Source organism: Variovorax restrictus (assembly GCF_051216715.1).
Lineage (GTDB): Bacteria > Pseudomonadota > Gammaproteobacteria > Burkholderiales > Burkholderiaceae_C > Variovorax.
The window spans coordinates 2,487,776-2,510,620 of the sequence record NZ_JBPJZH010000001.1 but is presented as its reverse complement, the minus strand read 5'-3'; the positions used below and the strand labels follow the sequence as shown (position 1 = coordinate 2,510,620).

The 22,845-nt window shown below is 67.3% G+C and carries 23 protein-coding genes; 9 read left to right on the top strand and 14 right to left on the bottom strand.

All coding sequences use genetic code 11. The features are described from left to right. Position 1 precedes the first annotated feature (1 nt). From ACSFA0_RS11835 to ACSFA0_RS11825, 3 genes are read left to right on the top strand one after another with little or no spacing between them, the layout of a single operon-like run. Entirely contained in the window at positions 2–217 is a 216-nt protein-coding gene (locus ACSFA0_RS11835; protein ID WP_435450367.1) for a hypothetical protein, read from the top strand. Further along, entirely contained in the window at positions 214–1,320 is a 1,107-nt protein-coding gene (tadA, locus tag ACSFA0_RS11830) for a tRNA adenosine(34) deaminase TadA (RefSeq protein WP_435450366.1), read from the top strand. Before ACSFA0_RS11835 ends, tadA begins: the two co-directional genes overlap by 4 nt. Beyond that, a complete protein-coding gene (locus ACSFA0_RS11825) occupies positions 1,317–2,261 on the top strand; it encodes an LD-carboxypeptidase (RefSeq protein ID WP_435450365.1) in 945 nt (314 codons plus the stop codon). The genes tadA and ACSFA0_RS11825 overlap by 4 nt, the downstream gene beginning before the upstream one ends. Positions 2,262–2,294: 33 nt before the next feature. Here ACSFA0_RS11825 and ACSFA0_RS11820 read toward each other — a convergent pair whose 3' ends face one another. After that, positions 2,295–2,549: a hypothetical protein gene (locus ACSFA0_RS11820; RefSeq protein ID WP_435450364.1), complete on the bottom strand. Its 255-nt coding sequence runs from the start codon at positions 2,547–2,549 to the stop codon at positions 2,295–2,297. 398 nt (positions 2,550–2,947) lie between these two features. On the opposite strand from ACSFA0_RS11820, the gene ACSFA0_RS11815 reads away from it, so the two are divergent. Both ACSFA0_RS11815 and ACSFA0_RS11810 read left to right on the top strand, forming a co-directional pair. After that, positions 2,948–3,895 (top strand): adenylate/guanylate cyclase domain-containing protein, encoded by a 948-nt coding sequence (locus ACSFA0_RS11815; RefSeq protein WP_435450363.1) that lies wholly within the window; start codon positions 2,948–2,950, stop codon positions 3,893–3,895. A gap of 3 nt (positions 3,896–3,898) precedes the next feature. Continuing rightward, complete coding sequence (locus ACSFA0_RS11810; protein ID WP_435450362.1) at positions 3,899–4,870, top strand: threo-3-hydroxy-L-aspartate ammonia-lyase; 972 nt, start codon at positions 3,899–3,901, stop codon at positions 4,868–4,870. Positions 4,871–4,901: 31 nt separating this feature from the next. Here the strand turns inward: ACSFA0_RS11810 and ACSFA0_RS11805 are convergent, their stop codons facing one another. The 8 genes from ACSFA0_RS11805 to mltG all read right to left on the bottom strand — a co-directional run bounded on the left by ACSFA0_RS11805 (position 4,902) and on the right by mltG (position 12,897). Beyond that, positions 4,902–5,861 carry a Bug family tripartite tricarboxylate transporter substrate binding protein gene (locus ACSFA0_RS11805; RefSeq protein WP_435450960.1) on the bottom strand — a complete coding sequence of 320 codons (960 nt, stop codon included), beginning with the start codon at positions 5,859–5,861 and terminating at the stop codon, positions 4,902–4,904. 568 nt (positions 5,862–6,429) lie between these two features. After that, the gene (locus ACSFA0_RS11800) at positions 6,430–8,115 is read right to left on the bottom strand and encodes a GMC oxidoreductase (protein WP_435450361.1); all 1,686 of its coding nucleotides are present in this window, start codon (positions 8,113–8,115) and stop codon (positions 6,430–6,432) included. A 229-nt stretch (positions 8,116–8,344) separates the two neighbouring features. Continuing rightward, positions 8,345–9,007 carry an ankyrin repeat domain-containing protein gene (locus ACSFA0_RS11795; protein WP_435450360.1) on the bottom strand — a complete coding sequence of 221 codons (663 nt, stop codon included), beginning with the start codon at positions 9,005–9,007 and terminating at the stop codon, positions 8,345–8,347. After that, positions 9,004–9,813, bottom strand: a complete 810-nt coding sequence (locus tag ACSFA0_RS11790) for a TatD family hydrolase (RefSeq protein WP_435450359.1) — start codon at positions 9,811–9,813, stop codon at positions 9,004–9,006. The genes ACSFA0_RS11795 and ACSFA0_RS11790 overlap by 4 nt, the downstream gene beginning before the upstream one ends. 66 nt (positions 9,814–9,879) lie before the next feature. Next, on the bottom strand, positions 9,880–10,248 hold the full coding sequence (locus ACSFA0_RS11785; RefSeq protein ID WP_435450358.1) for a PilZ domain-containing protein: 369 nt from the start codon (positions 10,246–10,248) through the stop codon (positions 9,880–9,882). Further along, on the bottom strand, positions 10,245–11,237 hold the full coding sequence (locus ACSFA0_RS11780) for a DNA polymerase III subunit delta' (RefSeq protein WP_435450357.1): 993 nt from the start codon (positions 11,235–11,237) through the stop codon (positions 10,245–10,247). The genes ACSFA0_RS11785 and ACSFA0_RS11780 overlap by 4 nt, the downstream gene beginning before the upstream one ends. Before the next feature lie 5 nt (positions 11,238–11,242). Then, a complete protein-coding gene (gene tmk / locus ACSFA0_RS11775; RefSeq protein ID WP_435450356.1) occupies positions 11,243–11,878 on the bottom strand; it encodes a dTMP kinase in 636 nt (211 codons plus the stop codon). Beyond that, positions 11,875–12,897 (bottom strand): endolytic transglycosylase MltG, encoded by a 1,023-nt coding sequence (mltG, locus tag ACSFA0_RS11770; protein ID WP_435450355.1) that lies wholly within the window; start codon positions 12,895–12,897, stop codon positions 11,875–11,877. The genes tmk and mltG overlap by 4 nt, the downstream gene beginning before the upstream one ends. A gap of 104 nt (positions 12,898–13,001) precedes the next feature. On the opposite strand from mltG, the gene ygfZ reads away from it, so the two are divergent. Both ygfZ and ACSFA0_RS11760 read left to right on the top strand, forming a co-directional pair. Next, positions 13,002–13,943, top strand: a complete 942-nt coding sequence (ygfZ, locus tag ACSFA0_RS11765) for a CAF17-like 4Fe-4S cluster assembly/insertion protein YgfZ (RefSeq protein ID WP_435450354.1) — start codon at positions 13,002–13,004, stop codon at positions 13,941–13,943. Positions 13,944–14,086: 143 nt separating this feature from the next. Continuing rightward, on the top strand, positions 14,087–14,974 hold the full coding sequence (locus ACSFA0_RS11760; protein WP_435450353.1) for a hypothetical protein: 888 nt from the start codon (positions 14,087–14,089) through the stop codon (positions 14,972–14,974). A gap of 22 nt (positions 14,975–14,996) precedes the next feature. Here the strand turns inward: ACSFA0_RS11760 and ACSFA0_RS11755 are convergent, their stop codons facing one another. Together ACSFA0_RS11755 and ACSFA0_RS11750 are read right to left on the bottom strand one after the other, a co-directional pair. Further along, a complete protein-coding gene (locus ACSFA0_RS11755) occupies positions 14,997–15,869 on the bottom strand; it encodes a YbgC/FadM family acyl-CoA thioesterase (RefSeq protein ID WP_435450352.1) in 873 nt (290 codons plus the stop codon). Next, positions 15,866–16,795 (bottom strand): alpha/beta hydrolase, encoded by a 930-nt coding sequence (locus tag ACSFA0_RS11750; protein WP_435450351.1) that lies wholly within the window; start codon positions 16,793–16,795, stop codon positions 15,866–15,868. The genes ACSFA0_RS11755 and ACSFA0_RS11750 overlap by 4 nt, the downstream gene beginning before the upstream one ends. Positions 16,796–16,939: 144 nt before the next feature. Here ACSFA0_RS11750 and ACSFA0_RS11745 point away from each other — a divergent pair, with 144 nt between their 5' ends. Further along, positions 16,940–18,076 carry an iron-containing alcohol dehydrogenase gene (locus ACSFA0_RS11745; RefSeq protein ID WP_435450350.1) on the top strand — a complete coding sequence of 379 codons (1,137 nt, stop codon included), beginning with the start codon at positions 16,940–16,942 and terminating at the stop codon, positions 18,074–18,076. Between the two features lie 261 nt (positions 18,077–18,337). Beyond that, entirely contained in the window at positions 18,338–18,574 is a 237-nt protein-coding gene (locus tag ACSFA0_RS11740) for a hypothetical protein (RefSeq protein WP_435450349.1), read from the top strand. Positions 18,575–18,750: 176 nt separating this feature from the next. On the opposite strand, the gene ACSFA0_RS11735 is transcribed toward ACSFA0_RS11740, so the two are convergent. The 3 genes from ACSFA0_RS11735 to cls form a co-directional block, all read right to left on the bottom strand. Continuing rightward, complete coding sequence (locus ACSFA0_RS11735; RefSeq protein WP_435450348.1) at positions 18,751–19,740, bottom strand: tripartite tricarboxylate transporter substrate binding protein; 990 nt, start codon at positions 19,738–19,740, stop codon at positions 18,751–18,753. Positions 19,741–19,840: 100 nt separating this feature from the next. After that, the gene (gene sbcB, locus ACSFA0_RS11730; RefSeq protein WP_435450347.1) at positions 19,841–21,283 is read right to left on the bottom strand and encodes an exodeoxyribonuclease I; all 1,443 of its coding nucleotides are present in this window, start codon (positions 21,281–21,283) and stop codon (positions 19,841–19,843) included. Between the two features lie 17 nt (positions 21,284–21,300). Continuing rightward, entirely contained in the window at positions 21,301–22,749 is a 1,449-nt protein-coding gene (gene cls / locus ACSFA0_RS11725) for a cardiolipin synthase (protein WP_435450346.1), read from the bottom strand. Positions 22,750–22,845 lie beyond the last annotated feature (96 nt).

Genomic DNA, 22,845 nt, shown 5'->3' with positions numbered 1-22,845 from the left:
CATGCGGCTGCTCGGTCTGGTCGGACTGGTGCTCGCGCTGCTCGTCGTCGGCGTGCTGGTGAAAAAGCAGGCGAGCAGCCTCGTCGCGCCGGCAGCCAACGCCGCGCCGGGGGCTGCGCCGTCGACTCCGGCACAGGGCCGGCAGCTGCAGCAGGACATCCAGAAGTCGCTCGACGCCGCGATGCAACCCCGGCCGATGCCGGACGACCCGCCATGAGCCCGTCGGCGACACCGCTCGCGCCGCAGGACGCGCACTGGATGGCCTTGGCGCTCGCCGAGGCACGCGCCGCAGGCGCGGCCGGCGAAGTGCCCGTGGGCGCCGTGCTGGTCCGCAACGGCGATCTGATCGCGGTGGGCCGCAACACGCCCGTGGCATCGCACGACCCGAGTGCCCACGCCGAGATCCGCGCCCTGCGCGATGGTGCGGCGGCCCTGGGCAACTACCGCCTCGACGGCTGCGAGCTGTTCGTGACGCTCGAGCCCTGCGCGATGTGCGCAGGCGCCATCCTGCATGCGCGGCTGGCGCGCGTGGTGTACGGCACGACCGACCCGAAGACCGGGGCGGCGGGTTCGGTCGTCGACCTGTTCGCACAGCCACAGCTCAACCACCGCACGGTGGTGCAGGGCGGCGTGCTGGCCGACGAATGTGGTCAGCTGCTGCAGTCTTTTTTTCAGGATCGCCGCGTCGCCGCGCGCGCGTCTGCGCAGCCATTGCGTGACGACGCCTTGCGCACGCCCGAGGCGCGCTTCGCCCGGATGGCCGAACCGGAACGCTTCGCGCCACGCTACGTCAGCGACCTGCCGTTGCTCGACGGCTGGCGCATGCACTACCTCGACGAAGGGCCGCAGGATGCGGCGGCGAACGTGCTGTGTCTGCACGGGCCGGGCCAGTGGAGCCACGGGTTCCGGCATCTGGTCGCGCAGCCCGGCGTGCGTTGGCTCGTGCCAGATCTCATCGGCTTCGGCCGCAGCGACAAGCCCAAGCGCGAAGCTGTGCATCAGTGGGCATGGCACCGCGACGTGCTGCTGGAGTGGATCGAGCGCCATCCGGGGCTGCCGCTGCTGCTGGCGCCCCTGGCAGGCGCTGAACCGCTCGCGGCGATGCTCGAGGCGGCCGCGCCGACGCGCTTCGTCGGTACGCACCCGGTGCCCGACGCCTTCGATGGCGCAATGGACGATGCCTGGCGCGCACCGTTTCCCGATCGGGGCTACGAGGCGGCACTGCGCGCGCTCGGCGCTGCGGCGCCGCGCTCGTCGGGCCCCGATACCGCGCAAGCCGCCGAATCGTGCTTCGGGGCAATGGGATACTTCCGGCCGTGAGCAAACATATCTACATCTATTCCCCGTCGAGCGCCGTGCGCGACAAGGCAGCCTTCCGACGCGGCGTGAAGCGCCTCCAGGCGCTCGGCCACACCGTCGAGATCGACGAGGCCGCGCTGTCCAGCCATCAGCGCTTCGCCGGCGATGACGACACGCGACTGGCGGCCATCGGCCGTGCGGCGGCCAGCGGCGCGCAGGTCGCGCTGATCTCGCGTGGTGGCTATGGCCTGACGCGCATCCTCGACGCGATTCCGTACAAGGCCGTGGCGAAAGCGGTGTCGCGCGGGACCGAATTCGTCGGCCTCAGCGACTTCACGGCCTTCCAGAATGCGCTGCTCGCAAAGACCGGGGCGGTGAGCTGGGCCGGCCCGGCGGTCGGCGAGGACTTCGGCGCCCTCGATGGGCCGGACGACATCATGGAAGCCTGCTTCGACGACCTGATCACAGGGCAGGGCGAGGGCACCGGCTGGCGCCTGCCGGCGCGCGAGGGCGAGACGCCGGTGATGCGCCCCGTGCGCGACGCCGTGTTGTGGGGCGGGAACCTGTCCGTGCTGGTCAGTCTGCTGGGTACACCGTACTTCCCGGCGGTGGAGAAGGGGGTGCTCTTCCTCGAAGATGTCCACGAGCACCCTTACCGCCTGGAGCGCATGCTCGATCAGGTGCGCCACGCCGGCGTGCTGGCGCGTCAGCGTGCCGTGGTGCTCGGGCAGTTCACGTCATTCAAGAAGGTGCCGCACGACAAGGGCTTCGGCCTTCGCACGGTCGTCGACCGGCTACGCAGCCAGCTGAAGGTGCCGGTGCTGACCGGGCTTCCGTTCGGCCATGTGCCGACGAAGGTGCTGCTGCCGGTGGGCGCCAAGGTCGAAATGGCGCTCGACGGGCGGGACGTGTTCCTGGTGTGGGGCCATCGCCATGCCCATGACGGCCATCGCCACGCCTGAAGCGTCGAGACCGGGCAGGCTCGCGAGGATGCTTTAGGCCGTGAAGCGGTGGACCCGTGGGCCCATCGTCTGCGGCAGTCCGCCCTTGAACAGGCTGTTGATGCGACGCATCTGACGGCGTGCCGCGGGCTCGCCGTCGATCTCGGCGAGGGTGGTCAGCACATCCTGACGCAGATACCACAGCGCTTCCAGGTCATCGGCGAAACGCACGCGTTGAACCACGCGTTCGACCGCTTTCCCCGCACGAGCGTCCAGCAGCGAAAGCATCGACGTGCGGATCTGGACCAACTGACGGTCCGACGACCGGCGGAAGCTGAGACCCGGAAACGACAGTAGACGAAGAAGACTGCTGGGAAACATGGAGCAAAGGCGTGACGCCTGGAGCCATCGATGTGTCCTACGTTATAGGGACCCCATGTCAGCCACAAGCATAGAAACAATTAAACATGTTTTAAAACAACATACTTCACGCTTTTGCTCAAGCGGCTTCTTGAAATGAATACCTAGGACTTAGCCGATTGTGAACCCCGCGCCCGCCCCGCGAGAAGCACGAATGCGTGCGCTTTACGATTTGTCAAGCGTTAGTGCGTCTGTGGCGGGCGACCAGAAAGTTCACTGATTTCCACGGCCGAACACGGATTGCTTTGCCATAATCGATCAGCGATTGCTACGAAAAACTGCACAAAATGGGCGCAAATTCAACGGTCGTCTTCGCGGACTTGACAGGGAGCACTCGTGTTTTCGAGGCGATGGGGAACGCCCGCGCGACCGATACGGTCACGCGTCTGACCCAATGGATCGGGGGCGTCTGCGAGGCCCACGGCGGGCGCGTGGTCAAGATGCTCGGCGACGGCGTCCTGGCCATTTTCACGGCGGGGGACACGGCAACGGCTGCCGTCCTGGAGCTGCAGCGAAACCATCAAAAGCGGCTGCAAGCGTGGCCGGTGGCGCTGCGCATGGACCTGCAGATCGGGGTGGCCAGTGGCGACGTTCTCGAGGTGGACGGCGACTGCTACGGCGATGCCGTCAACCTTGCGTCCCGACTCAGCGACCTCGCCGGCCCGGGGCAGATCTGGGTGACCGAATCGGTGGTCGAGCAGTTGAAAGAGGGCGAGGTGCGTCACCGCAACCTCGGCCCGATCACGATCCGCGGCAAGGTCGAAACGCCCATCGTGCACCGCATCGACTGGCAGGAAGAGCTGTCCGAGTTTTTGACGATGCCGGCCTCGTTGGCGCATTCCGCCCGCACGGCGGATTCGAGCTTCGGCCAGATCGAGTTGTCCTGGCTGGACGTGCGCTCGCTCTTCAGCGCGGCCGACCTGCCGATTCACCTCGGACGCGTCGACGAAGCGCAGTTCGTGGTCAACGACCCGCGCGTCTCGCGCCTGCACGCGCGCATCGAAGCGCGGCAGGGCAGTTGCGTGCTGGTCGACGTCAGCACGTACGGGACTTGGGTCCGGTTCCACGGCAGCGGCGGTGTCAGCGGCGAGATCGCGCTGCGTCGCGACGAGTGCGTGCTGCACGGGAGCGGCGAAATCGGGCTGGGCGCGCCGCTGAGCGATTTCAGCGCACCGACCATCACCTTCAACACCACGGGCGGCAACCTGTTGCTCGGCCGACGAGACGCCCGCTGAATCTTGAACGATCTGGTTCCTCCCACCTTCGCCGATGTCGAGGCCGCCGCCGTGCGGATCGCGGGGCATGCCCACAAGACACCCGTCGTCACGTCGCGCACCGTGAACGAAGCGCTCGGCGCGGAGGTGTTCTTCAAATGCGAGAACCTGCAGCGCATGGGCGCCTTCAAATTCAGGGGCGGCTTCAATGCGTTGTCGCGCTTCGATGCCGCACAGCGCAAGGCGGGCGTGGTGGCGTTTTCGTCCGGGAACCACGCGCAGGCCATCGCGCTTTCGGCCCGGATTCTCGGCATCCCCTCCACGATCGTCATGCCGCACGACGCGCCTGTCAGCAAGGTGGCCGCCACCGAGGGTTATGGCGGCCGTGTTGTGCTCTACGACCGCTACAAGGACGACCGAGAACAGCTCGGCCGTGACTTGGCACAAAAGCACGGTTTGACCTTGATCCCGCCCTACGATCACCCCGACGTGATCGCAGGGCAGGGCACGGCGGCGAAAGAACTCTTCGAGGAGGTCGGCGAGCTCGACGCGCTGTTCATGCCGCTGGGCGGCGGCGGCCTGCTGTCGGGCTCGGCGCTGGCAACGCGCGCACTGTCGCCACGATGCAAGGTGTTCGGCGTCGAGCCGGAAGCCGGAAATGACGCGCAGCAGTCGTTTCGCTCCGGCGCCATCGTTCACATCGACACCCCGAAGACAATTGCCGACGGCGCGCAGACGCAGCACCTGGGCAACTACACCTTCGCGATCATCCGACGCGATGTCGACGACATCCTGACCGCGAGCGATGCCGAGCTGGTCGACTGCATGCGCTTCGCTGCCGAGCGGATGAAGCTGGTGATCGAGCCCACCGGCTGCCTCGGCTTTGCCGCAGCGCGCCGGCTGAAGGCACAGATTCGGGGCCAGCGCGTCGGGGTGATCCTGAGCGGCGGCAACGTCGACATCGAACGCTTCTGCGGACTGATCACCGGCGGCTGATACCGGTCAGCCGCGCGCTGCCTGTCAGTTGCTAGTCCAGCGAGATATTGGCTCGGCGGATCACGTCGCCGAAGCGCTGGCTTTCGGATTTCACGAACGCGTCGAACGCCGGGCGTGTCGTCGGGAAGGACTCGTAGCCGAAGCTCTTGAACTTCTCGACGATCTCGGGGCCCGTCAGCGCCTGCTCGATGTCCTTGCGAATTTTTTCCGACACCACCGCGGGCAGGCCCGGCGGCACGGCCACCGCATTCCACCCGATGACCTCGAATCCTTTGGGCCCGCCGGATTCGGCGACGGTCGGAACGTCAGGGTAGGCCGCCGAGCGTTGGGGCCCGGCGATCGCCAGCAGTTTGAGCTTGCCTGCCCGGTACAAGGGCCCGGCCGTCGCGGCGCTGCCGAGTGCGAACTGGAGTTCTCCAGTGGACACCGAGGTGTAGAGCTGGGTGGTCTCCTTGAAGATGACATGCTCCATCTGCGTGCCCGTCATGCTCTCGAACAATTCGGAGCCCAGGTGCACCGGGTTGCCGACGGACCAGGACCCGTAGTTCAGCTTGCCCGGGTTGGCCTTGGCGTCGGCAATGAGCTCGCCCACCGTCTTGTACTTGCTGTCGGCGCCGACGGTAAAGAAGAAGTAGGTTCTGAAGAGCGGCAGGAGCGTGTCGAAGTCCTTGGCGGGGTCGTAGGGCAGCTTTTTGAAGAGGGCCGGGTAGGCAGCCAGATGCACGTTGTCGACGATCAGCAGATCGGTCCCGTCCTTGGCGCCGCGCTTCCACGCGTCGATCGCGATGAAGCCGTTGCCGCCCGGCCGGTTCTCGACCGTGACCGGCTGCCCCCAAGACCGCGACAGCTTGTCGGCCAGCAGGCGAGCCACACCGTCGGGTCCACCACCCACCGGGAACGGCGTGATGATGCGGACGGGTTTGGTCGGGAAGCTTTGAGCGCTGGCGGCAAGTGGTGCTGCTGCGCAAAGCGCGGCGATGGTCGCCACCATCCAGGCACGGCGTGTCGTATTTTTCAAGTTGTCTCCTGTATGCGAATCAACGCGAGTTCTGATGGGCAAGCGTAGGGACTGCGCTTTGATGCAGATCATCCTTGGCATCGCACTTGCGCGCATCTCGGCTGGCCCGCGCGATGATCGCGCAGGATTTCAATCTGAAGGAGAGCCCATTCCGGAGCGATGCCGCTCGCAACCCAGGCCGAGGCGATCCACAGCAAGGCTCGTTGATTTAACATAATATACATTGTATAGACTAATGGAGGGTGTGAGACGTCGTCACAAGACGCCCGCCACCCGCGCTGCTAAAGCGGCGCTTCCGCCTATTGCTGCGCGATACCGGTCTCAAGCTGCTTGAGGCTGCGCACGCTATTCAGCTAACCGAAAGGACCTGCGAAAAACGCATCGCCCTGGACCGTGAAGGCGAATGTTGAGCGACCGGTACGCGACGCCTTGTGCGTGTTGCTGCAAGCCGGACGCGCTCAGGCCTGCGGAAGAATCGCCGAGTGGATTTTCCGGACGCGACCGTCAGGCACTCGACGCGCCGCTCGTCTCTGAAATGCAGCTAGCTGATGTCCAGAAAAGGCACCACGACGGCCAAAAAGGCTGCCAGGCGCAGCCCGAGCGCAACGGCGCTCAGCGTGGGGTTGGCATAGCCGCCCGTGGGAAACACAGAAGCGCCGGCAACGAACAGATTGTCCACGCCGTGCACTTTGCAGTTGGCGTCGACCACGCCTTGCGTCGGGTCCTCGTGCATCCGCGTGCTGCCCATCGGATGGTGGGATGACATGATCTCGGGCACGGCGGCCGGGTCGAACTTGTACGTGCCCAAACCGGTCTCGCGGGCAAGCTTCGCGAAATGGTGCCGGCTGTGCACGAAGCGCGCCTGGTCGTCGTCGCGCCAGCTGAACTCGTAGCGCACGCGCCGCTGGCCGAACCCGTCGACCGACTCGCCCAGCGAGATCCGGTTGTCGCGGTGCGGGTACTGCTCGATCTGGTTGATCACGTCGATGCGGTCGCCGAACATCTGCGCCTTGTTGGGCACCTGCGACCAGCCGCCGCACTCGAGCGTCGAGATCGCGTCGTGTGCCGTGTAGCGGCGGTACAGGTGCTTGACGATCGCGTACGGGTCGGTCGCCATGGTCAGCACCTTTCCGCCCAGGGTCGGCGGCGCCGGGAAGCGGGATTCGCCCCGGACCAGCGACCGGAAGCTGTTCACCGCCGGCGTCATCAGTGTCGACTCGATCGGCAGCATCAGGAAGGTCATGTTGAGCAGGTTGTGCTGCTGGATGGCCTTTTCCGTGAACCCGAACTTCGCCATGTAGCCGACACCGTCGACGGCGCGCATGTCGTGCATGGTGAGGCGATCGAACACGCCCTTGCTGGAGGGCACGAGGTAGCTCGATTTGTCCTGCGGATGGTCCATCAGATAGCGCCCGACGACGTCGTGCCGGTTGCCCACGCCGGCTGGGTTCCGACTCGTCGACAGCAGGAGCAGCCGGGCGTTCTCGATGGTGCCGCCCGACAGCACGTAGCACCGTGCGCGGACCCGCAGTCGCGACCCGTCCAGGCTTCCGGCGGTCAACCCGACCACATGGCGTTCGTCTTCGGTCACTTCCAGTTCCAAGGCACTGGTGTGCAGCAGAACCTGCGCACGACCTGACTTGGACAGCGCAGCCTTCGACTTCTCGAAGTAGCGATTGGATGGGCCGAACTGGAAAAGACTGGTCTTCAGATCGCCGTCGGGCGAGGTGAAGCCCCCTGCGGGCGATGCGGCCTGGGCGATGGCCGTGGCCGCGTCGCCATAGTCGTAGGCTCCGAGTTCGCAATACGCATGCGCCCGCTCGTACCAGGGTGTCATTTCCGGGAATGTGATCGGCCATCCGCTGTGCGGAACCTCCTCGCGCGCTTCGAAATCGATGGCGTCGAAAGGCACATAGCGCACTCCAGCGCGGGGCCGATCGAACAGGATTCCCCAGACGTTGGACAGCCCACCGAACTGTCGACGGCGGATCACATACGGGTCGACCGTGCCGTCACCAGCCTTCTCGCCATGGTTCAGCGCATTCACGGCCGTGTCGTTCTCGATGCCGCCGCTCTCGACGAGGCATACGCTGAGCCCGCGCCCAACCAGGTCTTCGGCCAGGGAGACCCCGACGGGACCAGCGCCGACGATGCACACATCGGCATCGAACTGCGAACCGACGGGCACGCTGCGCCCATCGACGAAACCTGGAGGAAGGGACGTCAAAACTGCTCCTGTTGTGATCTCGCAGCAAGTGCCGCGTCTTTTGGAAGCAGTCTAGACCCAATGTTTCAAGGCGTAAATCCTACAAGAGTGGCATCTCTCTGATTGACCCGCCAGTCGTGTATCGCGCCAGTCTCGGCAACACGGCTATCGACGCAATCGCAATCACTGCCAGCGCTTCAGCGGCGGCACCCAACGTGTCGCGTCAACAGGCCCAGGAACGCACGCTGGACTACCACTTGCCGTCGCTCGGTCTTTTCGCCCGAGCCACCGTCTTCAACATCTCGATCGCGTCCGGTCTGCGACCTTGCGTCGCGAAGTCGATGGCAGTCATGTTCTGCTGGTTCTTCATCGATGCGTCTGCACCTTCGTCAAGCAACAGTCTCACGCTCTCAGGCGAGCCGTACATCGCGGCCATCATCAGTGGCGTCGTGCCGTTGGGCGATTGGGCGTCGATGAACGCGTGCTTTTCCAGCAGCAGTTTCATGATCTCGACCTGTCCGCTGCTGGCCGCGTAATGCAGCGCCGTCCAGCCTGGCTTGTTGATGTCGGCGTCGCGAGCGATGAGTTGCTTGACCAGATCCATCTGGCCTTTGATCGCGGCCAGCATCAGAGGACTTTCGTCGTTGCCGTTGCGCAGTTCGACATTGGTCTGCGGAGACGCAAGCAATACCTGGATCACGCGCGGCGAGGGTTCACGAAGGGCGATCAGCAGGCCGGTGAGCCCGCGCTCGTCCCGCGTGTTCGGATCGAAACCGCGGCGCAGCAGCGATTCGACCCCACTCGCGTTGTCGCTTCGAACGGCCCGGAAGAAGTCGTTGAAGGAGTCTGCCTGAGCGACAGAAAACACCGTCGCGGCAAGAAGACAGAGGCAAAACCTCGCCAGTTTTCTCATGATTTCATCACGCCTGTGAACAGGCTCTCGAAGTTGTGGGTCGTCGCCTCGGCAATCGCCTCGACCGGCAGTCCGCGTAACTGCGCGATCTGCTGTGCGACGAACGGAACGTACGACGGATTGTTGGTCTTCCCGCGGTAGGGCACCGGGGCGAGGTAGGGACTGTCGGTCTCGATCAGCATGCGGTCGAGTGGGACAAAGGCGGCAACATCCCTCAGGTCCTGCGCCTTCTTGAAGGTCAGGATGCCTGAGAACGAGATGTAGAAACCCAGGTCGAGCGCGGCGCGCGCGACCTCGGCCGTCTCGGTGAAGCAATGAAAGACGCCGCCGGCGGCCACCGCACCACCATCCTCGCCCTCCTCCTTCAGGATCGCCAGCGTGTCGGCCGAGGCTTCGCGGGTATGGATCACCAGCGGCATGCGCACCTGCTGCGCCGCGCGGATGTGGACACGGAAGCGGTCGCGCTGCCATTCCATGTCGGCAATGGTCCGCCCGCCTTTGCGCTCGTCCATCTGGTAGTAGTCGAGGCCGGTTTCGCCGATGGCGACGACCTTGGGGCGCGCCGCGCGCTGTACCAAGTCGTCGATGCTCGGTTCGGCGATGTCCTCATTGTCGGGATGCACGCCCACGCTGGCCCAGAAGTTGTCGTACTGGGCGGCGAGCCTTTGCACGTCGTCGAATTCCTCGAGCTTGGTGCAGATGCACAGCGCCCGGTCGACCCGGGCTTCGACCATTGCCGCGCGGACCTCCGTCATCTGGCTGGCGAACTCGGGAAAGGTCAGATGACAGTGGGAATCGGTGAACATGGGCGAAGCGGCAATGGCAAAGCGGGCACGCCGCCAGGCGGCGGCGTCAGGCGCAGGGCGCGCGGGTCAGATGGTCTGGGTCGGCCGGTCGGACGCCATCGAGCCGCCCAACGCTTCCTCGATGCGGGCCTTGAGCTGGCGCGACTTCTCGTCCGCCGGAAAGCGCACCCCGACGCCCGGTGCACGGCTGCCCGCGGCGCGCGCCGGGGTGATCCAGGCGACTTTGCCGGCCACCGGGTAGCGTTGCGGGTCGTCCGGCAGGGTGAGCAGCACGTAGACGTCGTCGCCCAGCCGGTACTCGCGAGAGGTCGGGATGAAGATGCCGCCTTCCGCGAAGAGCGGGATGTAGGCGGCGTAGAGCGCCCCTTTTTCCTTGATCGCCAACTGGATGACGCTGGGACGGGAGGGCGCGGGTGGGGCGACGGGTGTGTTCATGGGCGGCGGCCCGAGTTTAGGGCGCTTCGCGCCTCGCTCACAAGCGCCTCGAGCATGAGGCCCGCATTGAAGGGGTGCTCCGCGGTGCGCGCGGCGGCAGACAAGGACTTCGACCAGCGGGCCAGAACGACCGGCGGCGGGGCCGGTGGCAGCTCGGTCTCGGCAAAGAAACGCGGCGCGGCGCCGCTACTCACGGCCATCAGGTCGTGGCAAAGCTTCTGCAGCGCATCGATCGCCTGCGGTGGCGCATGGTCGCTCAGGGCACCGACTTCGCCGCGCTGCATGGCCTTGGGGAGCAGTGACCAGGCCTTCGGCGATTGCCCGGTGCGTGCCAGACGCAGCGCATCGCTCGGCCGTCCGCCGGCAGCGCGCAGCAAGGCGGGCGCGTCGGCAGCGGGCACGTCGTGCGCGGCCAGCCATGCGACGGATTCGGCGTCGGTCGGCCACGGCAAGGTGAAGCCCAGGCAACGGCTGCGGATGGTCGGCAGCAACTGCCAGGCGGCTTCGCTGGCGAGCACGAAGCGGACGTCGCCGACCGGTTCCTCCAGCGTCTTGAGCAGTGCATTGGCGGTGATCGCATTCATGCGCTCCGCCGGATAGACCAGCACCACCTTGCCGCGGCCACGGGCGCTGGTGCGCTGCGCAAAGCCGACCGCGTCGCGCATCGCCTCGACGCGGATCTCGCGGCTCGCCTTGCGCTTCTTGTCCTCGATGTCGGACTGCGACTTCTCATCGAGCGGCCAGCCCAGTTCCATCATGGCGACCTCGGGCATCAGCACGCACAGGTCGGCATGCGTGCGGACCTCGATGGCATGGCAGCTCGGACAATGTCCGCAGGCGCCCTCCCCGCTCGGCTGCTCGCACAGCCAGGCCGACGCCAGCGCCAGCGCCAGCTCGTACTGGCCCAGGCCGGACGGCCCCTGCAGCAGCCAGGCATGCGCGCGCTGCCGCAGCAGATCGGACAGCGGGCGCACCAGCCAAGGCGACATCGTCGTCATGCGAGCAGCCCGCGTTCGCGCAGTGCCGCTTCGACCTGCTGCCAGACCTGCTCGCGCGGGCGATCGGCATCGATGCGCACGAAGCGCGGGGTCGCGGCACGCTCGGCATAGCCTGCAGCCACGCGCCGGAAGAACTCGACCGGCTGCGCCTCGAATTTGTCCGGCAGCCGAGCCCCGGCCAGCCGTTCGGCGGCGATCTCCGGCTTCAGGTCGAACCAGAGCGTGATGTCGGGCTGAAGCAAACCGTTCCCATCGCTGCCCTGCCCGACTTGCGCCCAGCGCTCCAGGGTCGACAGCACGCCGACGTCGAAGCCCCGGCCGGCCCCCTGGTAGGCGAAGGTGGCGTCGGTGAAGCGGTCGCACAGCACGACGTCGCCGCGCGCCAGCGCAGGCGCAATCACCTGCACGATGTGGTCGCGCCGCGCCGCGAAGACCAGCAGCGACTCGGTCAGCGCATCCATCGGCTGCGACAGGATCAGGCCGCGCAGCGTTTCGGCCAGCGGCGTGCCGCCGGGCTCGCGGGTGCGCGTGACGGCGAGGCCCGTGCCGCGGAACAGGGCCTCGAGCGCATCGATGTGGCTCGACTTGCCGGCGCCGTCAATGCCTTCCAGCGTCAGAAAAAGTCCGCTCATGGTCCGCTGGCCTTGGGTCTGGGCTCGATACCGCGCTGGTAGCGGTTCACCGCCCGGTTGTGTTCGTCGAGCGAGTTGCTGAACTGGCTGGACCCATTGCCACGGGAGACGAAATAGAGCGACTTGCTCTGCGCCGGCTGCACGGTGGCCAGGAGCGCCGCCTTGCCCGGCATCGCGATCGGCGTCGGCGGCAGGCCGCCGCGGGTGTAGGTGTTCCAGGGCGTGTCGGTCTGCAGATCCTTCTTGCGCAGGTTGCCGTCGAAGGCGGCGCCCAGGCCGTAGATCACGGTCGGGTCGGTCTGCAGCGGCATGCCCACGCGGAGCCGGTTGACGAAAACGGCGGCGACCTCGGGACGGTCCTTGGCTTGGCCTGTCTCCTTTTCGACAATGCTGGCCAGAATCAACAGCTCGTCGGGCGACTTCAGCGGCAGATCGTTTGCGCGCGCGGCCCAGGCGGCCTCGAGCTTCTTGTCCATGGCACGCATCGCGCGCTGGAGCAAGGCGGTGTCGGTCGAGCCCTTGGAATAGGTGTACGTATCCGGGAAGAAGCGCCCTTCCGGGTGGACGCCGGGCCGGCCGAGCCGGGCCATCAGCGCGCTGTCGCTCTCCCCCACCGTCTCGGGCTTGAGCTGCTCGGCCTTGGCCAGCGCCGCACGCACCTGGCGGAAGTTCCATCCTTCGACCAGCACCAGACTGCGGGTCGCTTCCTCGCCGCGCACCAGCATGTTGAGCAGGGTGCGCGGGGTGGCGCCGCGCTCCAGTTCGTAGCTGCCGGCGCGGATCAGCCGGTCCTGCCCGGAGAAGCGGAACCAGGCGTAGAGCAACTGCGGCTGCACGCGCGTGCCGGTCGCGGCCACGGCCTCGGCGACGCCGCGCGGCGTCGTGCCCGGTTCGACCGACAGATCGACGTTGGCCGCCGGCAGGTCGAGCGGGCGATGCACCCACCAGAGGCCCCACGCACCAGCGCCCAGCGCCGTGAGCGCGGCGAGCAGAAAGAGGGTCAGAAAGAAGCGGCGCAAACGACAACCAGAGGAGGAAAAGAGGTGGAAAAAGCTACCGCGCCAGATCATCGGCGGTAGCCCTGCGGGCCGCGCGGGCGGGCGCCGGCCATGATAATTCAGCGATGACCTCTGCCCTTCCGAATGGTGTAACTGCCCTGTCCGCTCTGGGCGTGATCCGCGCCGAAGGCGCCGACGCCGCCAGTTTTCTGCACGGCCAACTCACGCAGGATTTCGCCCTGCTCAAGCCCGACGAGGCACGCCTCGCGGCGCTGTGCACCGCCAAGGGACGGATGATCGCCAGCTTCATCGGCGTGCGGCCCCGTCCCGACCTTGTCCTGCTGGTTTGCAGCCGCGACATCCTGGCGGCCACGCTCAAGCGGCTGTCGATGTACGTGCTGCGGGCGAAGGTGAAGCTCAGCGACGCGACCGAGTCGATCGCGCTGTTCGGCCTGGCCGGGACGGCGCTCGCGGCGAACGACATCGACGCGGCGTTGCCCCCCGGCACGCGCATCGCGCGATCGGTGGCCGAGGGCGAGGACGAGATCGGCATCGTCCCGCTCTACCCCGCCGATGGGGTGCCGCGCGCGCTCTGGATGGCGCCCTTGGTCGCGCCCCGGCCGCTGGGCGACGATCTCGACATCGCGCTCTGGCAATGGAGCGAGGTGCGCAGCGGCGTCGCGACGCTCACGACCTCGGTGCTCGATTCCTTCGTGCCGCAGATGCTCAACTACGAGTCGATCGGCGGCGTGAACTTCAAGAAGGGCTGCTACCCCGGCCAGGAGGTCGTGGCGCGCAGCCAGTTCCGCGGCACGCTCAAGCGGCGCGCGTACATCGCGACGGCCGATGCGCCGGTCGAGGCCGGGCAGGAAGTCTTCGCAGCCAGCGATGCCGAACAGCCCGTCGGCACCGTCGTGCAGGCGGCCCCGGCCCCTGACGGCCGCTGGGCAGCGCTGGTGTCGATGCAGATCGCCGCGCTGGAAGGCGGCGGCCTGCGTGCCGGCGCGGCCGACGGGCCCGTGCTCACGGTCGAGCCGCTGCCCTACCCGCTGCTCGAAGACATCTGATTTTTCGCACCCTCCCACGCCCCGCGAATGGGCGCTTGGCGCTGTCGAACAGGCAGCGCCAATTTTTTTGCGCATGGTCTAACCCCGTTGCCGACGCTGCGCCGTAGAAGTTTGCACAGACAACTCTCGGCAAGGAACACACCATGCAGCGCAGACTTTTCTCCATTGCCCTGGCCCTGACCGCCATCGCTTCTTTCGCGGAGGGCGCGCAGGGCCTGCAACGACCTGACGCGCCTCCTGCGGCGCCCAGCCTCGTCGGCTCGCTGGTGCAGATCGGCGTCGTTGACCGCAGCACAGGCGCGCAACTGCCGGACTACCGTCATCGCGGCGAGTACTGGGTGGCCGGACGTCCCGGCGCGCGCTACGCAATCCGGGTGCGCAATGCGATGGGTGAACGCATCATGGCCGTGCTGTCGGTGGACGGCGTCAACGTCGTCACCGGCGAAACCGCGAGCGTCTGGCAGAACGGCTATGTCTTCGGCCCGCGCGAGCGCAGCGACATCGCGGGCTGGCGCAAGAGCGACACGCAGATCGCAGCGTTCCAGTTCGCTGCGGCCGGCAACTCCTACGCCAGCCGCACCGGCCGCCCCGACGACGTGGGCGTGATCGGCGTCGCCCTGTTTCGCGAGCGCATGCCGGAGCCGCCCGTCATGCCCTCGCCGCACCGCGACGAGTACGGGGCGCGCGAGCGCAGCAGCGACGCCTCTTCGGCCAAGGCCGCTCCGCCGCCGAGGGCCGACGCTGCGCCATCAGCCGAGGCCCCGGCCAGCACCAAAGACCGCCAGTCGGCACCGAACCCGCACCTGGGCACCGGACACGGCCGTCGCGAGACTTCTTACGTCAGCAAGACGACCTTCGATCGCGCGCAGTCGTCGCCCGACGAGGTGATCCGCATCCGCTACGACAGCCACGACAACCTCGTGGCCGCCGGCGTGATCCCGCAGCCGCGGCCGTCGCCGCGCCTGGCCGGGCCGTCGGCGTTCCCAGGCTCCGATTCGGGCTACGTGCCCGACCCGCCGCCCCGCGACTGAAAGCAAAGCGCCCGGCGCCCGCTCAGCGCAGCGCGCGGCGCATCTCGATGTGCGCGATGCCGGCCTCTTCGAAGCCCTCGCCGTGGGGCGCGTAACCCAGCCGTCGATAGAAAGCTTCGGCGCTGCGCTGCGCATGCAGCGTGACCGCCTCATCACCTCTGGCGAGCGCCGCGGCTTCGAGTGCACGCAGGACAGCGGCACCGTGCCCGCCGCCACGCAAGGTGCGGTGCACCGCCATCCGACCGATGCGGGCCAGGCCGGGCGCCTCCCGTATCAGCCGCGCCGTGCCGATCACGCGGCCGAGCCGGTTGCGGGCCACGGCATGCAGCGCGGTCACGTCGTGTTCGTCCCATTCCAGGTCTTCGGGGATCCGCTGTTCCTTCACGAACACCGCCCGGCGCAGGCCACCGGCACCGCTGCCGAGCTTTTGCCAATCGCCGGTCTCGACCGTGGACATCGGCTCGCCCGCCTCGTACGCAGCAAAGATCGCGCGCAATTCATCCGGCACGGGCCGAGAGGTCTGCGTGGCCGGGTCAGCGAAGACATAGATCAGCTCGCAGGTCACGAGCAGTTCGTCGCCGAGGAACAGGCCACCGTGGAACACGATGGACGATTTGCCGACGCGCACGCATTTCATCGCGACGTCGAGCACGTCGTCCATGCGCGCCGAGGCATTGAACTCGACGGTCGCCTTTTTCACGTACAGGTCGCCGCCGAGCGCGGCCATCGATTCCTCGTACGGCAGTGCCAAAGCCCGCCAGTAGTCGGCGATGGCGGTGTCGAAGTACATCAGGTAGTGCGCGTTGAAGACGATCTTCTGCATGTCGACCTCCGCCCAGCGCACACGCAGGCGGTGGAAGAAGCGGAAGTCGCTGCGGTTTTTCATTTCGGTCATGGCTTCAGGGCTTCTTTCATGGCGCGGGCCGCGTCGGCGTGGGCCTGCAGCGCTTCGGGAATGGCCCGGCCCATCTTGATGAATTCGTGGATCACGCCGCGGTAGATCTCCAGGTCGACCGGCACCCCGGCCGCGCGCAGCTTGTCGGCATAGGCAACGCCTTCGTCGATCAGCGGGTCGGCCTCGGCCAACCCGATCCAGGCGGGGGCAACGCCATCGACATCCTCCGCGTTGAGCGGCGCGAAACGCCAGTCGCTGCGGTCGGCCGCCGTGCGCACGTACTGGCCGAAGAACCAGCTGATGAGCGGTTCGTCGAGCAGCGGGCCGCAGGCGAAGCGCTCGTGCGAGGGCGTGTCCTGGTGGGCGGTGGTGCCCGGATAGAACAGCAGCTGCAGCGCAATCGGAATACCTGCGTCGCGTGCCATCACGGCGCAGACCGCGGCGAGCGTGCCGCCCGCGCTGTCGCCGCCCAGCGCCAGCCGGCTGCCGTCGAGGCCGAGCGACGCGGCTTCTCGCGCCACGAACTGCACGGCATCCCAGGCATCGTCGGAGGCGGTCGGAAATTTGTGATCGGGCGCGAGCCGGTAGTCGATCGACACCACCGCGCAGCCGCTGCGACTGGCCAGCACGCGGCACAGCGTGTCGTGCGTGGCGATGCTGCCGACGGTGAAGCCGCCGCCGTGGAAGAAGACCAGCACCGGCAACACGTCGGCCGATGGCGCATACAGGCGGGCCGGCAGCTGGAAGCCATCGCGCGCGGCGATGTGGAAGTCCTCGATGCGGGCCAGCGCCGGCTTCGGCACCTCCAGCACGCCGGCGCCTTTCTCGTACGAGGCCTTGGCTTCGGCAGCGGTTAGCTCGTGGAACGGCGGATGGCCGGCGCGGGCCATCCGCTCGACCACGCTCGCCATCTTCGGCGTCAGCATGGGTGGCGCGGCATCGTGCCCGCGAGAGAGAACGGTGTGCCCGTTGCGACATCGGCAAGGGTTTTGTGCATGGGCAAGATGGGATCCTGTTGCTAGATTCGTTTCGTCAAATCGTACAGCCACCTTTCGCATCGACGCATTCACATGGCCCTCATCACCTACCTGACCCAGATCCAGTTCGACTTCGGCGCCATCCGCCTGTTGAGCGCCGAGTGCGCACGCGTCGGCATTCACCGCCCCATGATCGTCACCGACGCTGGCGTGCGCGCCGCCGGCATCTTGCAGACCACGCTCGACGCGCTGGGCGACCTCGAAGTGTCGGTGTTCGACGCGACGCCATCGAACCCGACCGAGGCCGCCGTGCGTGCGGCCGTCGACCTGTACCGCAGCGGACGCTGCGACGGGCTGATCGCCGTCGGCGGCGGCTCGGCCATCGACTGCGCCAAGGGCGTCGCCATCGCAGCCACCCACGAAGGCCCGCTCAAGACCTACGCGACCATTGAAGGCGGCTCGCCCAAGATCACCGAGAAGGTCGCACCACTGATCGCCGTGCCCACCACCGCCGGTACCGGCAGCGAGGTCGCGCGCGGCGCGATCATCATCGTGGACGACCACCGCAAGCTCGGCTTTCACAGTTGGCACATCCTGCCGAAGGCCGCCATCTGCGACCCCGAACTCACCCTCGGCCTGCCACCGCGACTGACGGCCGCCACCGGCATGGACGCCATTGCGCATTGCATGGAAACCTTCATGTCGGCCGCCTTCAACCCGCCGGCCGACGGCATCGCGCTCGACGGCCTGGAGCGCGCCTGGGGACATATCGAGCGCGCCACGAAGGACGGCAGCGACCGCGAGGCACGGCTCAATCTGATGAGCGCGTCGATGCAGGGCGCCATGGCCTTCCAGAAGGGCCTGGGCTGCGTGCATTCGCTCAGCCACAGCCTGGGCGGCGTCGACCCCCGTCTGCACCACGGCACGCTCAACGCCCTCTTCCTGCCGGCCGTGATCCGCTTCAATGCGGGAGCGGAATCGGTGCAGAAGGAGCAGCGACTGCAACGCATGGCCCGTGCGATGAACCTCGATTCGGCCGGCGACCTCGGCGAGGCGATCCGCGACATGAGTCAGCGACTGGGCCTGCCGACCGGCCTGGCCGAAGTCGGGGTGACGCCCGCGCTGTTCGAGCAGGTGATCGACGGCGCGATGGCCGACCATTGCCACAAGACCAACCCGCGCCTGGCCACGCGCGAGAACTACCGCGAGATGCTCGAAGCGTCGATGTGAAGCAACGGTCGCCTGGCGGCGACCGAGCGCTTTCACACTCGCTTCGTCCTGACCAGGCCAGGGCCGCTGTCTATGCCGTCAGTTCGTGATTGCGCGCGTCGGCGACACGCCACTCGGCGGCCAACCTACACACGGCGGCCGCGTTCGCCGACGCTCCTTCGAGGGCGGCTTGGCTAGGGTCTGAAGACCGTCGCGCACTGAACGCGACACGATGCGCAGCTTCATCCATCCTCCGCAACCGCCGACGCCGGTCTGACAACCATGAATATCCTCGACATCGTTCAGTGGCCCGCCTTCGCGGCATCGCTCGTGGCCGCCTACCTTGTCGGTTCGAGCGCCAAGGGACGCCGCAACGCAGGTTTTTGGGTCTTCCTTCTGAGCAATCTGCTCTGGGTCGTCTGGGGTGTTCATACACAGGCCTGGGCTTTGATCGCGTTGCAGGTGGGCTTGGCCGCATTGAACGTGCGCGGCCTCTTCAAGACGGAAACCACGTCGTGAATGAACTGCCGGCGCTTCCGGTCAATGACGCATCGGGCACTCGACGCGCGAACGCACCGTGCCTTCGGCGCGGCAATCCGGACAGCGCCACCCAGCAACTTGTCAGCGTCCGGAAAGCACCAACAATGCGGCGCGCCGCTGACGCTTGAAGGTCGGTTCGGCCAGCGCGGGCCCTGTCACTCGGCCTTCACGCCGGCGGTCTTGATCACCTGCCCCCACTTGGTGGTTTCGGCGGCGATGAAGGCATCGAATTCCTGCGGTGTGCTGCCGGCAGGAAAGGTGCCCATGGCGTCTAGCTTTGCGCGCGTCTCGTCGCTCTTGATGATGCGAGCGACCTCGTCCGCCATGCGCTGCACGATGGCGGGCGGCGTGCCGGCAGGTGCCAGCATGCCGGCCCAGGTGCTGCCGGTGAAGCTTGCGAAACCCTGTTCGATGAAGGTCGGCACATCGGGCACGGCCGGCAGCCGCTGCTCGCCGGCCACGCCGATGAGGCGGATCTTACCGGCCCGTGCCTGGTTGATCAGCCCGGTCGGCGCGTCGAAGAAGAGCTGGATCTGCCCGCCCATCAGGTCGGTCAATGCGGGCACGGCGCCACGGTAAGGCACGTGGACCATGTAGGTCTTCGTCAGCGCCTTCCACAGCTCGGTCGTGAGGTGCGCCGCGGAGCCGTTGCCCGACGAGCCGAAACTGATCTTGCCGGGGTTCGCCCGCGCATAGTCGATCAGCTGCCGCCCGGTCTTGAAGGGGGCGTCGTTGCTCACCGCAGCGAGCAGCGGCGACACGCCCATCAGCGAGACACCCATCAGGTCCTTGCCCGGGTCGTAGGGCAGCTTGCCGGCATAGAGCGAGGTGTTGGCCGCATAGGCCGCGATGACGACGCCGAAGGTGCTGCCGTCGGGCGCCGCCTTGGCGACCGCGTCGACGCCGATCAGGCTGTTGGCACCAGGCCGGTTGTCGATCAGCACCGGCTGGCCCAGGCGCTGCTGCAGGCCGAGCTGCACCAGCCGGGCCATCTGGTCGGTGAAGCCGCCCGGTGTGTAAGGCACGACGATGCGGATGGGCCGACTCGGCCAAGCGGGCTGCGCCAGGCTTGGCAGCGCGAGCGATGCGGCAGCCGCCGCGGCCGACAGATGGAAGCGACGACGGGTCAGTGATGAGGAGGGCACGAACGATGTCTCCGATTGGGAAACATTCATTCTGGAAGCCGGGCACCCGCCCATGGCTCGGGGTTTGCCCCGCCCGAGGGTCGACCCCGATCGACCTCGATCAGGGCGACGGCGCGATCGCCTCGGCGTACTCGTACAGCAGGCCCAGCAGTTCCTCGCCACGCTCGTCGGCCGTCTCGGCCGCGGTGTCGATCTCGGCAAAGAACTGATCGACGTTGCGGGCACCGCCCTCGCCTTCCAGCAGGCGCGCCGCGCGGTGCGCCTCCCAGCGCTCGGCCTCGTCGGGCGTGAGCGTGTCGACGAAGTTGCGGGCGCGGTAGCGGAACAGGATCTCTTCCAGCCGCGGGTCGTCGAAGCCGGTGCGCGACAGCGCCAACTCCGCCGGCGACAAGCCGCGCAATTGGTTCAGGCGTCGGCGGTCGGCGTTGCCGACGAAGCCGCCGTAGAGGTCTTCGTCCACGTCCGGCGCGGCTTCCTTCGGGCGCTCGTACACCTGTGTCCAGATCGCGCTCATGTCGGGCAGGCCCTGGGCGATGGCGGCGTGGCGCATGGCGGTGTCGAAGTCGACCATCCAGCGTTCGGCCATCGCCGGTGTCAGCGTCTTGAGGTTGCCCACGACCATCGGCGACTTGTTCAGGTGGATGCCCTTGATCGGCAGCCGCACCACGCCCTCGGGCAGGTCGGCCGTGCGCGTGAAGAGGCGCTGGCGCAGCGTGGGCACGTCGATGTCGCGCAGCTCGCTGGGGTCGTGCGACAGGTCCCAGGCCAGCAGCTCGTTCTTGTTGGTCGGGTGGCTGGCCAGCGGCCACATGACCGCCAGGCAACCGCGCTCGGCCGGGAACATGCCCGACACATGAAGAAAGGGCTTGGCGGTCTCGCGCGTGGCCGGCAGGCCGAGCTCGTTCGCCACGCGGTCCTTGCGGTGCAGACCGAAGGCGAAGTCGAAGAGCCGCGGCTGTGCGCTGCGGATGAGCCGGGCCAGCGCGATGGTGGCGCGCACGTCCGACAGCGCATCGTGCGCCGCCTCGTGCAGCAGCCCGTTGGCGCGCGCCAGGTCGCCGAGCTTGAAGCTGGGCTTGCCGTCGTCCTTGGTCGGCCACTGGATGCCGTCCGGGCGCAGCGCATACGTCAGCCGCACCACGTCGAGCAGATCCCATCGGCCGCAGTCGTTCTGCCATTCGCGTGCGTACGGGTCGATCAGGTTGCGCCAGAACAGGAAGCGCGTCACCTCGTCGTCGAAGCGGATCGTGTTGTAGCCGACGCCGATGGTGCCCGGCTGCGAAAACGCGCGCTCGACCTCGGCGGCGAATTGATGCTCCGGCACGCCGCGCTCCAGCGCGAGCTGCGGCGTGATGCCGGTGATCAGGCAGGCCTCGGGGCTCGGCAGGTAGTCGGGCGCCGGCTGGCAGTAGAGCATCAGCGGCTCGCCGACTTCGTTGAGCTCGGCATCGGTGCGGATGGCGGCGAACTGCGACGGCCGGTCGCGGCGCGGCACGGCGCCGAAGGTTTCGTAGTCGTGCCAGAGGAAGGTGTGGGCGGACATAGGTCGCGTCGGGTCGGTCAGAGCAAGGGAGAAGAAAGCCGGGCCAGCGCGTCGCCCAGGCGGCGCGGAAAGCTCTGCGGTCGGTTCAGGCGCACGGCGGCGGCGCTGCCCAGATCGGTTTCGAACTGGGCGGCCAGCGGGCGCGCCAGCGCTGGACCGTACACCACCGCCATCACCTCGAAGTTGAGGCGAAAGCTGCGGTTGTCGAAGTTGGCCGTCCCGATCATCGCGCAGTGGTCGTCGACCACCAGCGTCTTGGAATGCAGCATGCGCGCCTTGTACTCCCAGACCTTGACGCCGGCGCCGATGAGCTCGTCGTAATACGAGCGCGCGGCGGCGCTGACGATCGCCGAATCGCTGCGGCGCGGCACCAGCAGCCGCACGTCGACACCGCGCAGCGCGGCGCTGGTGAGTGCCATCAGTGCAGGCTCGCCCGGCACGAAATACGGCGTGGTCAGCCAGGCGCGCTCGCTGGCCGAATGGATCGCTTCCACATGCATGCGGTGGATGGCTTCGAGCGGGCTGTCGGGGCCGCTGGTGACGATCTGCGCCGCGATCTCGCCGGCGTTCAGGCGCGGCAGCATGTCCTCGAGCGACTCGTCGACCATGCGCCGTGCGCTCTCGCCGGTGGCGTAGCTCCAGTCTTCGAGGAAGGTGGTCTGCAGCCAGCGGACGGCGCTGCCTTCGAGTCGCAGGTGCACATCGTGGTACGCATCGGGCCGGGTGCGGCGGTCTTCCTCGTCGGTGATGTTCACGCCGCCGGTGAAGCCGATGCGGCCGTCGACGACGACGATCTTGCGGTGGCTGCGGTAGTTGGTCACCGGCCGCAAGCGACGGCCGATCTTCGTGTCGTGGAACAGCGCGACGTGGATGCCGGCCGCATGCATCGGCGCCATGAATCGGCGGCCGATGCGCTTGGAGCCGAGCGCATCGAGCAGCAGTCGCACCGCGACGCCCTGTTGCGCGCGCTCGATCAGCAGGTCGCGCAGGGCCGTGCCGATGCGGTCGGGCTCGAAGATGTAGTACTCGAGGTGCACGTGGTGGCGTGCGGTGCGGATGGCGTCGAAGATGGCATCGAAGGTGCGCGCACCGCCGGACAGCAGTTCGACGCCGGTCGCGCTCGACACCGGGATACCGCAGGCCGCCGTCCCCAGCGCCGCCAGGTGTCGCAACGCCGGCGGCGCGTCTTCTCCGGCTTCCTGCAGCAGCGCCAGATCAGCGGGCGCCTGCGCAATGGCACGGCTGCGCAGCCGCTTGAGCCGCTGCTTCTTCAGACGCTGCGGCCCGAGAAAGTAATAGACGAGAAAACCAGCGAACGGCAGCAGCGCGAGCGAAAGGATCCAGCTCATTGTCGACACCGGCGCGCGCTTCTGCATCACGATCCAGACCGACAGCACGGCGATGTAGCCGCTCCAGGCCAGCGAGAGGCCCGTTTTCCATTCTTGGCTAAGTTCGGGGAGGATCAAGAGACAGGCGTTGCGATGAAGAAGGATGCGCCGGCCCCATGAAAAAGGCCGGCAGCGCGATGCTACCGGCCTTTGAAGGCAACACGGCCGCGTCGT

Bases quoted from the DNA above. Each gene is read 5' to 3' on its own strand.
- ACSFA0_RS11815 (WP_435450363.1), top strand. From the start codon at position 2,948: ATGGGCGCAAATTCAACGGTCGTCTTCGCGGACTTGACAGGGAGCACT.
- ACSFA0_RS11790 (WP_435450359.1), bottom strand. From the start codon at position 9,813: ATGTTCACCGATTCCCACTGTCATCTGACCTTTCCCGAGTTCGCCAGC.
- ACSFA0_RS11785 (WP_435450358.1), bottom strand. From the start codon at position 10,248: ATGAACACACCCGTCGCCCCACCCGCGCCCTCCCGTCCCAGCGTCATC.
- ACSFA0_RS11760 (WP_435450353.1), top strand. From the start codon at position 14,087: ATGCAGCGCAGACTTTTCTCCATTGCCCTGGCCCTGACCGCCATCGCT.
- ACSFA0_RS11745 (WP_435450350.1), top strand. From the start codon at position 16,940: ATGGCCCTCATCACCTACCTGACCCAGATCCAGTTCGACTTCGGCGCC.
- tadA (WP_435450366.1), top strand. From the start codon at position 214: ATGAGCCCGTCGGCGACACCGCTCGCGCCGCAGGACGCGCACTGGATG.
- ACSFA0_RS11750 (WP_435450351.1), bottom strand. From the start codon at position 16,795: ATGCTGACGCCGAAGATGGCGAGCGTGGTCGAGCGGATGGCCCGCGCC.
- ACSFA0_RS11805 (WP_435450960.1), bottom strand. From the start codon at position 5,861: ATGGTGGCGACCATCGCCGCGCTTTGCGCAGCAGCACCACTTGCCGCC.
- ACSFA0_RS11740 (WP_435450349.1), top strand. From the start codon at position 18,338: ATGAATATCCTCGACATCGTTCAGTGGCCCGCCTTCGCGGCATCGCTC.
- tmk (WP_435450356.1), bottom strand. From the start codon at position 11,878: ATGAGCGGACTTTTTCTGACGCTGGAAGGCATTGACGGCGCCGGCAAG.
- ACSFA0_RS11755 (WP_435450352.1), bottom strand. From the start codon at position 15,869: ATGACCGAAATGAAAAACCGCAGCGACTTCCGCTTCTTCCACCGCCTG.
- ACSFA0_RS11780 (WP_435450357.1), bottom strand. From the start codon at position 11,237: ATGTCGCCTTGGCTGGTGCGCCCGCTGTCCGATCTGCTGCGGCAGCGC.
- ACSFA0_RS11835 (WP_435450367.1), top strand. From the start codon at position 2: ATGCGGCTGCTCGGTCTGGTCGGACTGGTGCTCGCGCTGCTCGTCGTC.
- ACSFA0_RS11795 (WP_435450360.1), bottom strand. From the start codon at position 9,007: ATGAGAAAACTGGCGAGGTTTTGCCTCTGTCTTCTTGCCGCGACGGTG.
- ygfZ (WP_435450354.1), top strand. From the start codon at position 13,002: ATGACCTCTGCCCTTCCGAATGGTGTAACTGCCCTGTCCGCTCTGGGC.
- sbcB (WP_435450347.1), bottom strand. From the start codon at position 21,283: ATGTCCGCCCACACCTTCCTCTGGCACGACTACGAAACCTTCGGCGCC.